14 protein-coding genes are annotated in these 12,114 nt (G+C 38.2%); 6 read left to right on the top strand and 8 right to left on the bottom strand.

The features are described from left to right. The first annotated feature begins 54 nt into the window (after positions 1–54). The 4 genes from RTR43_RS12705 (at position 55) to RTR43_RS12690 (ending at position 2,802) form a co-directional block, all read left to right on the top strand. A complete protein-coding gene (locus tag RTR43_RS12705) occupies positions 55–264 on the top strand; it encodes a YheE family protein (RefSeq protein WP_312472398.1) in 210 nt (69 codons plus the stop codon). A 77-nt stretch (positions 265–341) separates the two neighbouring features. Then, positions 342–533, top strand: coding sequence for a hypothetical protein (locus tag RTR43_RS12700; protein ID WP_312472395.1), 192 nt, complete (start codon positions 342–344; stop codon positions 531–533). A 152-nt stretch (positions 534–685) separates the two neighbouring features. Beyond that, complete coding sequence (locus tag RTR43_RS12695) at positions 686–1,594, top strand: PucR family transcriptional regulator (RefSeq protein WP_312472394.1); 909 nt, start codon at positions 686–688, stop codon at positions 1,592–1,594. A gap of 107 nt (positions 1,595–1,701) precedes the next feature. Further along, complete coding sequence (locus tag RTR43_RS12690; protein ID WP_312472393.1) at positions 1,702–2,802, top strand: ABC transporter ATP-binding protein; 1,101 nt, start codon at positions 1,702–1,704, stop codon at positions 2,800–2,802. 48 nt (positions 2,803–2,850) lie between these two features. On the opposite strand, the gene RTR43_RS12685 is transcribed toward RTR43_RS12690, so the two are convergent. Further along, positions 2,851–3,093, bottom strand: a complete 243-nt coding sequence (locus RTR43_RS12685) for a hypothetical protein (RefSeq protein ID WP_312472392.1) — start codon at positions 3,091–3,093, stop codon at positions 2,851–2,853. A gap of 311 nt (positions 3,094–3,404) precedes the next feature. Here RTR43_RS12685 and RTR43_RS12680 point away from each other — a divergent pair, with 311 nt between their 5' ends. Then, positions 3,405–3,608, top strand: coding sequence for an alpha/beta-type small acid-soluble spore protein (locus tag RTR43_RS12680; RefSeq protein WP_312472391.1), 204 nt, complete (start codon positions 3,405–3,407; stop codon positions 3,606–3,608). Positions 3,609–3,717: 109 nt separating this feature from the next. Here the strand turns inward: RTR43_RS12680 and fumC are convergent, their stop codons facing one another. Beyond that, positions 3,718–5,097, bottom strand: coding sequence for a class II fumarate hydratase (gene fumC, locus RTR43_RS12675; RefSeq protein ID WP_312472390.1), 1,380 nt, complete (start codon positions 5,095–5,097; stop codon positions 3,718–3,720). Between the two features lie 471 nt (positions 5,098–5,568). On the opposite strand from fumC, the gene RTR43_RS12670 reads away from it, so the two are divergent. Continuing rightward, positions 5,569–6,189 (top strand): NAD(P)-dependent oxidoreductase, encoded by a 621-nt coding sequence (locus RTR43_RS12670; protein WP_312472388.1) that lies wholly within the window; start codon positions 5,569–5,571, stop codon positions 6,187–6,189. A 152-nt stretch (positions 6,190–6,341) separates the two neighbouring features. Here RTR43_RS12670 and RTR43_RS12665 read toward each other — a convergent pair whose 3' ends face one another. The 6 genes from RTR43_RS12665 to sigY form a co-directional block, all read right to left on the bottom strand. Continuing rightward, the gene (locus RTR43_RS12665; RefSeq protein ID WP_312472385.1) at positions 6,342–8,357 is read right to left on the bottom strand and encodes an ABC transporter ATP-binding protein; all 2,016 of its coding nucleotides are present in this window, start codon (positions 8,355–8,357) and stop codon (positions 6,342–6,344) included. Beyond that, complete coding sequence (locus tag RTR43_RS12660; protein ID WP_312472384.1) at positions 8,354–10,111, bottom strand: ABC transporter ATP-binding protein; 1,758 nt, start codon at positions 10,109–10,111, stop codon at positions 8,354–8,356. The genes RTR43_RS12665 and RTR43_RS12660 overlap by 4 nt, the downstream gene beginning before the upstream one ends. Before the next feature lie 402 nt (positions 10,112–10,513). Then, positions 10,514–10,828 (bottom strand): YbjQ family protein, encoded by a 315-nt coding sequence (locus tag RTR43_RS12655; RefSeq protein WP_312472445.1) that lies wholly within the window; start codon positions 10,826–10,828, stop codon positions 10,514–10,516. Then, complete coding sequence (locus RTR43_RS12650; protein WP_312472383.1) at positions 10,809–11,045, bottom strand: sigma-Y antisigma factor component; 237 nt, start codon at positions 11,043–11,045, stop codon at positions 10,809–10,811. The genes RTR43_RS12655 and RTR43_RS12650 overlap by 20 nt, the downstream gene beginning before the upstream one ends. Next, positions 11,042–11,389 (bottom strand): YxlC family protein, encoded by a 348-nt coding sequence (locus RTR43_RS12645; RefSeq protein WP_312472382.1) that lies wholly within the window; start codon positions 11,387–11,389, stop codon positions 11,042–11,044. Before RTR43_RS12645 ends, RTR43_RS12650 begins: the two co-directional genes overlap by 4 nt. Beyond that, positions 11,343–11,900: an RNA polymerase sigma factor SigY gene (gene sigY, locus RTR43_RS12640; protein ID WP_312472381.1), complete on the bottom strand. Its 558-nt coding sequence runs from the start codon at positions 11,898–11,900 to the stop codon at positions 11,343–11,345. Before sigY ends, RTR43_RS12645 begins: the two co-directional genes overlap by 47 nt. Positions 11,901–12,114: the final 214 nt, after the last annotated feature.

The raw sequence follows: 12,114 nt of genomic DNA, 5'->3' as shown, positions 1-12,114 counted from the left end.
ATAATTCCCCAAACAAGGTAATCTAGAGATAGCATGTAAAAGGGGATGTTTACTATGTTGATGCATTTTCAGTTCAAACCATTATTTGAAAATAAAAATATTCCTGGCTGGAACTTTTCCTTTTACTATAAAAAGCAAAGGTTTACAGGAATCTATCACCAAACGGGAAAAATTGAATTCACAACAAATACTCCTGAACAAGAAGAAATGGACAAATTAACAAGCCAAATCCATGAATTAATGCTTTATCACGTCTATGAATAATTCTGCCTAAACTCCCTATGCATGAAAATTTATCCTTTCCACAAACTAAACATAGAAAGAGGAAAGGATTGATTGTCATGGAAAAAAATAAAGAAAATGGATCGAATCAAGGCTCAGTTCATGAAGGAAGAGATAAAGCCTATATGGATATTGACCGAATGATTAATGAAGGAATGTCCGGTGGAACAGTCCATGCTCGGCATAATTCAACAAATATTGAAGAAGCACATGACCTCACCGAGGAACTACCCCCTTATGAATGTGACTAATTCAATTCAGAGAAACAACTAGGCTAGCCAACATTCTATAGGCTCAGCCTTTTTAATTGTCACTCGATTACTGGTATAATGTAGTAGAATTTCTAGGTAGACGGGCGCCTTGCGCTTTTCTTAAAATATTTTGATAATGGGGAAAATGATCGATGCTACGAAAATTATTGTCCATATACGAGAATTCCATTTTGTTTCCCAATCAACCAGAGAATCCTTCTGAACAATTGTATATCTTTTGTAACGATGAAGAGAATGAGTGGATTGGCATTCCTAAAACAGACATCAGTGAAAAAGAATTAACGCTTTTAAAAACGATCTACCAACTAGTTGAGGTTCAAACATCATTTTACCTATCATCTAAAAGTGGCTGGTCAGAATTTTTATTTTTTGATGGTCCGCTTCCACCATATGATTCTGGGACTCATTTCCGATTTATTCAGTTTCAAATTAGCAGCCATGATGCGAACCAATTCGAAATTGAGTCTGCTTTAAAGGGCTTCTTTACTGAGGAAGTGACCATTATTTGGGAAAGCAGTAGCCGGGGAATTGTCATAGAAGAGAAGAACCTAATTTCTCTTTCCGAAGATGAACTAATTTCTATGTCAGAAACATTCGAAAGTGATTTTTATGTGAAAATTTCTTTTTTTATTGGGAAACTCCATCCCTTTTCCCATCAACTACGCTCACAACTTCTCCGGGAAAAAGAATACTTTACTTTTGGAATTACCAATTTGGGTAACCCGAATATCTTTACATTTGAACGGGTTTTTCCAGCCTATTTAGCGAATCAGTTGCCAGAAGAATTAAAACAAAAAGTCAACCAAGAGGTCGTAGAGATATTTCATGATGACCAGGAAATGTTTTCAACCATCAAGTTTTTTTTAGAAAACAATTTAAATGCAAGTTTGACAGCTAAAAAATTGTATATCCATCGAAACACGCTTCAATATCGCATCGATAAATTTAGTGAAAAAACTGGCATTGGATTAAAAGATTTTTACGGAGCCTTTACGGTCTTTTTAGCTTGCCTCTTGTTTGAACAAAATCAGGATATGTAACAATGTGCCCAAAAAAGCGTTTTCAGTTTTTGTGCAACCTGTCCATACTTTTTTTCCATCTGACACTGTAAACTAAGTTTACTAAGATTAACAAGGAGGAAATTCACATGGCAGAGTTAAAATTAGATCATATTTATAAAATTTACGATAATAAAGTAACCGCTGTTCAGGATTTCAATTTACATATTGAAGATAAGGAATTTATCGTATTTGTTGGTCCGTCCGGATGTGGAAAGTCAACGACACTTCGAATGATTGCTGGTCTTGAAGATATTTCAAAAGGTGACTTTTATATTGATGGGAAAAGAGTAAACGATGTCGCACCGAAAGACCGCGATATTGCGATGGTTTTCCAAAACTATGCCCTTTACCCACATATGACCGTTTATGATAACATGGCCTTCGGTTTGAAACTGCGTAAATTTGCCAAAGACGAAATTGATCGTCGGGTAAAGGAAGCGGCAAAAATTCTTGGCTTAGAAGCTTACTTAACTCGTAAACCAAAGGCTCTTTCTGGTGGTCAGCGCCAGCGTGTTGCCTTGGGTCGTGCCATTGTTCGTGACGCTAAGGTATTCTTAATGGACGAACCTTTATCCAATCTTGATGCCAAGCTCCGTGTGCAAATGCGTGCCGAGATTGCCAAGCTCCACCGTCGTTTAGATACAACAACCATCTATGTTACTCATGACCAAACTGAAGCAATGACAATGGCAACTCGATTAGTTGTTATGAAAGATGGAGTCATTCAACAAGTTGGTTCGCCTAAAGAAGTATATGAAAAACCAGAAAATGTGTTTGTCGGCGGCTTTATTGGTTCCCCGGCGATGAATTTCTTTAGTGGTAAACTTGAAGATGGCAAGTTTGTAATTGGAAAAACATCTGTTTTGGTTCCGGAAGGAAAAATGAAATTCCTTCGTGAGCAAGGCTATATCGGAAAGTCCATTATCCTAGGGATTCGTCCAGAAGATATCCATGATGAACCGGTTTTCATTGAAGCTTCTTCTGGAACAAAAATTACCGCTAATATTGATGTTGCCGAGTTAACTGGTGCCGAATTAATGGTCTACTCTGCTATTGGCGATCAAGATTTTGTCGCTCGACTTGATTCACGTGCCGATGTCAAACCAGGTGATAAATTAGACTTAGCCTTTGACTTAAACAAGGCCCACTTCTTTGATACCGATACAGAATTAAGAATCCGTCCGTAATACAAAATATTATAATTTTTAAAGCCTCCGTTTCTAATATATGGAGGCTTATTCTTTTATCAAAATTACTTCATCTTGATGGCAATTAGGGCAGCTGTATAGGTGCGGACACTTATCTCCTGATTTCGTATCAGGGTAATTATCCTCCATTTTCATTATATCAATTTCCATATACGGACTATAGTTATCATAAAAATCCATAATCCGGCCGCTTTCCAACATAGGTTCTCCACAATTGGTACATATTAAATAGACGTCCCGAAAACCATTACAGACTGGGCATACTGACATACACTTCACCCTTTTGATTATTAGATATCTTTAGTTTGTGTTAGTTTACCTGTGGTATGTAATGGAATAAATTACTAATCAATATCTCGAATAAGTCTTCAAGATATAATCATAATAAAGATTACAAAGCAATAATTACACACGATGGATGAAACCAATCAGGTTAGTAAGCGGTGCACCTCAGGATCATCCAGCTAAAACAAAATATTTAGTATGAGGAAACAATCATAATATGGGTTAGGCCAAGGCGGCAATCATATGGTTCAATTCCATACTGACCCCAAACTTATTAAGAGGAGTGTTATTCAACTATGGCTAGTAACAACAACTCTAATCAACTTGTAGTACCAGGCGTTCAACAAGCACTTGATCAAATGAAGTATGAAATTGCTACAGAATTTGGCGTAAACCTTGGTGCTGATACAACTTCACGTGCAAATGGTTCTGTCGGAGGAGAAATTACAAAGCGTCTTGTTCAAATGGCTGAATCTCAACTTGGCGGGTTTAAACATTAATTTTTAACAAACCCACTTATACAACAAATAAATAATATGGCTTAGCCCCCTCCTTCAGCGGAGGGGGCTTTCCATGTCAATAATCCGGATGGTAGGAGAGATGTCTTTGTTAAATCATGTTTTCAGGTTTAATCCATTGGTTAAATTGTTCCCTCGTTACAAAGCCGGTTTTAATAGCTGCTTCCTTTAACGTGCTGTTTTCAATAAAAGCCATTTTTGCTATTTGTGCCGCTTTTTCATAGCCAATATGGGGATTTAACGCCGTCACCAGCATCAAAGATTGTTCCACATGTCTTTTGATTACTTCTTCGTTAGCCTCAATACCTACTGCACAATTATTATTAAATGATCTCATTCCATCAGCAAGAAGCCTGATGGATTGGATAAGATTATAAATAATAACTGGTTTATATACATTTAACTCAAAATTTCCCTGGCTAGCTGCAAACCCAATAGTTGCGTCATTACCAAAAACTTGGCATACCACCATCGTTAACGCTTCACTTTGCGTTGGATTTACTTTTCCAGGCATAATAGAGCTTCCGGGCTCATTCGCAGGAATGCTTATTTCGCCAATCCCACTGCGTGGTCCGCTTGCCAGCCAGCGGACATCATTAGCCATTTTCATTAAATCGGCTGCTAATGCTTTTAAGGAACCATGGACATAAACAATTTCATCATGACTTGTTAAGGCGTGAAATTTATTTTCTGATGACCGGAATGGATAGCCGGTTAGAGTAGAAATTTGATCAGCTACCTTTGCTCCAAACTGTGGGTCGGCATTGATTCCCGTACCTACTGCAGTACCTCCTATGGCCAAATCGAGTAGATATTTGCTTGCTTCAATAATCATTCTTTCATTTTTTTCAAGCATTGCCCTCCAACCGCTTATTTCTTGTCCAACTGTCAGTGGAGTTGCATCCTGTAAATGTGTTCTCCCTATTTTTACAATGTTTGAAAAAGCTATCTCTTTTTCAAGCAGTGTGTGTTTAAGTACACGAATGGCAGGAAGCAGGTCTTCTGTTACTTTTTTATAGGCAGCAATATGCATCGCCGTTGGAAAGGTATCGTTGGAGCTTTGCGACATGTTGACATCATCATTAGGGTGGATTTTTTCAGCACCCGCCTGCTCCTTTAGCCATTCGTTTGCTCGGTTGGCAATTACCTCATTTACGTTCATATTGGACTGTGTACCGCTGCCGGTTTGCCAGACTGCTAATGGAAAATGTTCGTCAAAATCTCCGCTATGGATTTGATCACACACTTTTATAATGGCCACCATTTTTGCTTCACTTAGTTTTCCTAATTGTTGATTGACAATTGCTGCAGATTTTTTAATATAAGCTAGGCCATATATAAGCTCGAGAGGCATTTTTTCGGTACCAATTTTAAAGTTCTCCTTGCTCCGTTGTGTTTGTGCCCCCCAATATTTTTCTGCTAGGACACTCACCTCACCAAGTGTATCTTTCTCTACTCTAAAATTTTCCAAGAGTGTTTCACCTCATTTATTTGAACTACTTCAATATATATACCCATTTCTAACCATTTTATTAATTCAATGCGAAAATGGCGATTAAGGCCATTTACTATTTTAGATATATAATAAATTAAGTTCCAACCCAACATAATTAGGCGGAGTGCCCAAAGTTGAGCCTGGATATTCAAACCGAGTAAATACCTACGTAGAACCCTTCTACTTCGACTTTAATGGTTTCGCCATTTTCATCGTTGAAATAAAAAAACTGCAGACATTTGTCTGCAGCCTATGCTTTATAGATTGTATATCCGATATAATAAGAGAGGATTAAAAAGCTACCGATTAAAAGTACAATTGAATAATCACCCATATACATCCCACCCCATATTAAATTTTAATACTTAAACATTTTAAAGTTATCATAAGAGGTAGGATTAACAAGTGATAGAAATTACACCTTAGTTACCAAGGAGTGAATTTTTTGTGAACATTTGCCTTTTTGGGGCAACAGGAAGAGTAGGTTCAGTAATTTTGGAAAATGCTTTAACCAATCACCTTACTGTCCAAACCTTAGTGCGAGATGCGAAAAAACTAAACCAAGACGCTGCAGAGCTTACAGTTAAAGAAGGTAATGTCTTACAAGAAAAGGATATTGCTAATTGCATAAAAGGTGCTGATGTGGTGGTCAGTGCGTTAAATACTGATGGAAGCACAACTCTCTCAGATTCCATGCCCTTCATTATCAGCAATATGAAAAAATATGGACTTATCCGAATTATTACGATAGGTACAGCGGGAATCCTGCAGGCTCGTTCCGCACCACATTTATACCGCTTCCAATCGGCAGAATCCAGACGTAAAAGTACTAAGGATGCCGAAGAGCATTTAAAAGCTTATTTATTATTAAAGGATTCGGGGCTTGATTGGACCATCGTTTGTCCAACCTATTTGCCTGCCGGTGAAAGAATTGGCACTTATCGATACGAAAAGGACTTTCTCCCTGAAACTCCTTCCTCCATTTCGATTTATGACACTGGTGACTTCGCCTTCAGGCAGCTATTTTCCGATGAATTTATTGGTTCAAGAGTGGGCCTTACCTATTAAGCGCAACTTATCAGCGATTTTAATGGTTTTTTCAGCGAATCTGATCCTTTTATCAGCGAATCCAAAATAAGAATATATATTTCAAATAACGATCGAGCAGAACAAAAAAAGCTGGCCCTTCTAACTTTTCGTTAAAAGGGCCACCTCTTATACTATCCTGCTAATTCATTACTGCCCTGTTGCAGCTGATACATCTGATAATACTTCCCATTTGAAGCCATCAATTCATCATGTGTTCCTCTTTCAACAATTGTCCCGCGATCCAATACCAGAATTTGATCAGCATTGCGAATCGTCGATAGACGGTGAGCGATGATAAACGTTGTTCGGCCCTTCTTTAAGACATCCATCGCCTCCTGAATTACTGCTTCCGTTTCAGTATCAATACTGGAGGTGGCTTCATCAAGTATTAGGATCGCTGGATTAAAGGCAAGGGCCCGGGCAAATGAGATAAGCTGACGCTGCCCGCTTGAAAGCGTACTCCCCTTTTCGATTACCGGTTCATCATAACCATTCTCTAAATTCTTAAATACCTTTTCCGCGCCAACATCTTTTAATGCCTGCTCCACTTTATCCCTGGTTATAGAAGGATCGTCAAGGCTTACATTGGAGGCAATTGTCCCAGTAAATAAATATGGATCCTGTAAAACAATACCCATATGATTGCGAATCGTTTGCCGCGGGATACTTTCGATATCTTTTCCATCAATCATAATTTTTCCCTTTTGACAGTCATAAAAGCGGAAAAGCAAATTCATAATCGAACTTTTTCCAGAGCCAGTGTGCCCAACTAGGGCTACTGTTTCGCCATGTTTTGCTTCGAAATCGATATTCTTTAGAACATATTCTCCCTCTTTATAGCCGAAAGAAACATGATCAAAGGTAACATTCCCTTTAAAGCGAGAAATCCTCTCATTACTGACATTTTCCCCAGGTTCATCCATCAACTTGAACACCCGCTCACCAGCGACGAGTGCCTGCTCCAAATTGGCCAATTGATTGACAATTCCTTGAACCGGCTGGAATAGACGGTTGATATAATCAACAAAGGCATAGAGCATTCCAAGTGAGATGACGTTAGCAGGTAGAAGCGCTTGCCCGCCGAAATACCAAATGAAGGCCACAAAAATTAGATTTCTTAAGATTCCCACTAGGTTATGGGAGGTTAAAGCATTTAAACTTAACATCTTGTTTTGATACTTAAAATGTTCATGGTTAAGCTTTTCAAATTCTTGTTTAGATTCCTTTTCCCTGCTGAAGGATTGAATAATACTCATCCCTTGGATGGATTCGTTGATCATCGCATTAATGTCACTATTTCGGGAACGAATGACTCGATTGTATTTCGAAGCAAATTTACGATAAACCAACATCCAAGCATAAAGGATTGGCAATAACAATAAACAGATAGCCGCAAGCTTCACATTCAAGATAAACAGAGCCACATAAATCCCGGTTATATAGATCGCACTAGTAAAAAAGGTGGCGAGCACGGTAACATAAAGCTCTCGGATGGCTTCCGTATCATTGGTAATCCTCGCCACAACTTTACCGGCAGGGAGATTATCAAAATAGTTAATCGGCAGCCGCTGGATATGCCCGAAAATATCTTCACGCATTTTTTGAATGATACGGTTAGCTGATTTTTGTAGGAGAAAACGTTCTCCATATTGAAAAAATGCTGATATCACCAATAATCCAAAATAAATAGCTAACAATTGAAAAATACCGGGAATTTCCGGTTGATAAAAGGTTAACAGCTCCGTTCCCTTTAGGACAACCGCATGATATTCCGCTTCCTCTGATCCTTTTTTAACCGTTAACATTCCTGCTTGAAAGCTTCTTTGTCCATCGAATTTAAGCTCTTGATCAACAAAAACAAATTTTGCACCTACTTGCAGAATGCGAATTGGTTTCCCCTTTCGTTCAGAACTAGCAAAATACTTTTCTCTTTTATAATACTTCTTGTTAAATTCTACCGCTTTATTCCCGTTTGTCGTTTCATACCAAACAGACTCAATCCCTAAAATATGCTGATCAATAATATTTTTCGCAATAAACGGTCCAGCCAGATCGCTTACCACAGAGATGGTCAGCATGAATAAGGCCGCGATAATAATTTTTTTATAAGCTAATGCATACTTGACTAAGCGCCTCCCGGTTGTCATGCTGTCACCTCATCTTCCACGTTATTTTCAACCTGCTGTCGTAAAAATTGTTCCTTATACCATCCATTTTGCTCCAGCAATTGTTCATGTGTGCCTGCTTCAATAATTCTTCCTTCATCAAGAACAATAATATGGTCGGCATGCTGCACAGCTGACATCCGATGCGTCGTAATGATCGTCGTTTTGTCATCCCTTACTTCGCGGATATTATCAATAATTACTTTCTCTGTCTTAGCATCAACCGCTGATAAGGAATCATCGAGAATAAGAATTTCAGGATTTTTTATCAGCGCACGCGCAATCGAAATTCTTTGCTTTTGCCCCCCAGATAGAGCCACTCCCTTTTCACCAACCAGTGTGCCTAACCCTTCAGGAAGCATTTCTAAATCCTTGCGAAAGGCAGCAAGATCGATTGCCTTGTCTAACTCTTCGTCGCTTGCCTCTTGTTTCCCAAAAAGAATATTTTCTTTCACGCTCCTGGAAAACAGCACATGATCTTGCGGAACATAACCAATCCAACTGCGAACCTGGGTTAAGGTCTGCTCTTCGATGGATACTCCACCAATGGATAAATCCCCAATACCAAGAGGGTATTGCCTCAATAACTGTTTAATGAATGTTGTTTTCCCACTGCCGGTTTTACCGACAATTCCAAGTGTCTGACCTTGAAGAAGCCGAACATTTACATTTTCTAGATTATCAGTTTTTGAAGTTGGATAGCGGAAGGTTACCTTAGCATAATCAATGCTATCGGCAGTCGAGACTTCCACCGGTTGTTTGGGATTAGCGACTTCTTCCTTATAGGAAAGTGTGGCATTGACCCGGTCCAGTGACGCATTTCCCCGCTGCATCACATTGATTAACTCACCAATGGCAAACATCGGCCAAATCAGCATCCCTAAATAAACATTGAAGGAAACAAGATTTCCTAATGTGATTGCCTGGTGAAAAACTAAATAAGCACCATAGCCAAGGCCAATTAAGTAGCTTATTCCAACTAACACCTTGATGGTTGGATCGAATAAAGAGTCGATTCTTGCTACTTTAATATTCTTGTTGTAAACATCTTCGGTTAACTGATGAAACCGATTGCCGTCAGCCTTTTCTTGCACATAGGCACGAATAACCCTAACACCTGCCACAGACTCAAGCACCCGGTCATTTAACTCCCCAAATGCATCCTGAGCTTCCATAAAGCGAGTGTGTATTCTCTTGCCATAGATTTTCATTAAAACAGCCATAATGGGCAGTGGAATAATTGCAGCCAACGTCAGCTTCCAGCTAATAAAAATTCCCATTGTCACTAGCAACGTCATCATCCAAATACTTGAATCAACGAGTGTTAAAATCCCAAATCCTGCTGTAATCGAAATTGCTTTTAAATCGTTTGTCGCCCGGGCCATTAAATCCCCAGTTCGATTTTTTTCATAAAAGGCGGGGGTCATTTTTAAAAGGTGCCTCACAAACCGCGATCGCAGTTTTCTTTCTACTAGAAAAGCTCCCCCAAATAATTGATGCTGCCATACATAGGTAATACCATAGGATGAAATCATGATTACCAATAAATACGCTAAATAGTGGAATATTTTATTTTCCGTTATCGCACCGACATGAATATCATCAATCGCCATTCCTATTAATTTTGGCGGCAGAACATCCAATATTCCAACTATAATTAATAAGGATATGGCGATGGCATATCGCTTCCAATTTTCTCTAAAAAACCAGCTTAACTTTTTTAACACCGAAAACATCGTCGTTATTCCCCTTTCTGTTTAAACTATCCGCCTTCGAGAGCTCCATTTGTGTGTGCAAGTTTAACCTCAGGTTTCATAAACATTGAACGTTCCTCCTTTTACTTTAAACATGTAAAAAAAGAGACATACCGCTAAAGTGCGGTATATCTCCCCAAAAAAAGAGACAAAAAAACACACGTTACGTATCAAAAAAGAACGTAACCTGTGTAATGTCATTTTTGCCATTAACGCATGAAAAGAATTAAAAAGAAAGCTTTTTAGGACAGGTTACATTCCAGTATTCAATTTTTAAACAAGCATTATTCAATACAATCATCTCGTAACCCTCCATTTCCTTTTTTTTCTTACTTTGTAAGATTATCATCTGTTTATTTAAAAGTCAATTCCCATTTTTCAGAATCATTCTGCCCAAACTGCCGTTCCATAGGCGATAATTTCTGATGCCCCTTGCATAACAGAGCTGGATTGTAAGCGCATGCCGACGATGGCATTCGCACCTAATTCTCTTGCTTCGTCTGTCATTCGGTCGATTGCCTTTTGTCTAGCTTCATTTAACATTTCGGTATATTCCTTAATCTCTCCACCGACAATCGTCTTCAAACCGGCTAATAGATCTTTGCCAATATGTTTAGATTGCACCGTACTCCCTTTTACAAAGCCAACAAGTTCTTTTATTTCCTTGCCAGGAATGCTATCAGTGGTAACTATCATCATCATTTGGATCCTCCACTTTTTTATTTTTTTTATGCAAAATTTTTCTTACAAAAATTAAGTAAAATAGTGTTGGCATTGGTGCTTGGATAAGTCCCACTATCCCCCAAAGCCAATAGTTATGGCTTCGTTTCCGTGCATCCAAAAATAAATATATGCTTTGCAATAGCAAAATAGAGACAACAACAATGATTGTGAATAATGGATGCTCCTTAATCATATATGATTCGCCTTCTTCAATAACCGAACACTTGTGTATACCACGATAAAGATGGTGGTGATGATTTGCACAAGAATAAAAATTGCCGGCATCTGATAAAGAGAAATAATCATCCCACTTAAAATGATGAATGCGACAATAAAAAAGACCGATAAATCGCTGATTAATTTTTTCTTTTTGTTCTGCTGCTCTTTGATAACCATTTGTTCAAACCATTGTAAATTGGGCGTATAGACAGGGAATTGATCAATCCTTTGTAATCCTTCTTGCAGCTCGTGAATAGCATCAAAGTCTTGTTTATTTTGTTGTTCGCTGTTCAGAATAACGACTTTCTGTTTCTTCACCCAGCTTCAGCTCCCTTCTTACTGACTTTATTCCGTTATGCACTCTTGATTTAACCGTTCCAGTAGAAATTTTCATCCATTCGCCAATTTCTTCGTAGGAGTAACCATAATAATGCTTCAAAATGATAGGAATTCGGACGTCCTCCGGTAATTTCCCAAGTGCCTCAAGGCAATCATTCCATTCTTCATTTCTGCTTTCAAAATGCCATTTCAACTTACGGTATACTTCCTCTTGTCCCTGCCAGTTTTTTTCTCGCTTCTTTTTTCGGCATTGGTCAATGTATGTATTGGTCGCAATTGAAACAAGCCATGTGGAAAATTTACTTTGACCATTATATAGGTGAATCTTTTGAACGCATTTCGCCATTGTCTCCTGTGCTAATTCTTCAGCTGTATCGGGATTCATTGTAATTTTCATTAAATATTTTACAAGGAATGGATAATTTTCTTTAAACAACATGGCAAAAGCAAGATGATCCCCTTTTTTCGCATTTTTAATCAATGCATCCATTCGACAATTGCCCTCTCTTTCCCCATCAACCTTGCTTTTCTCTTTTATTTATTTAGACGAATGAAACTCCAATTCGTTCATCCTAATTTTATTTTACCTTTAAATATCATTTTTTTTTAGAAAAATGTCATTAAATATACATTCATTTATTTCAGCTTATTGACATTTTTTATAAAATTAAACTGATGTAAAAATTATGTTAGTTCAACGGTTT

It is taken from the genome of Neobacillus sp. (assembly GCF_031988165.1).
Classification (GTDB): Bacteria; Bacillota; Bacilli; order Bacillales; family Cytobacillaceae; genus Neobacillus; species Neobacillus rhizosphaerae.
This window is presented reverse-complemented; position numbering and strand designations above follow the sequence as displayed.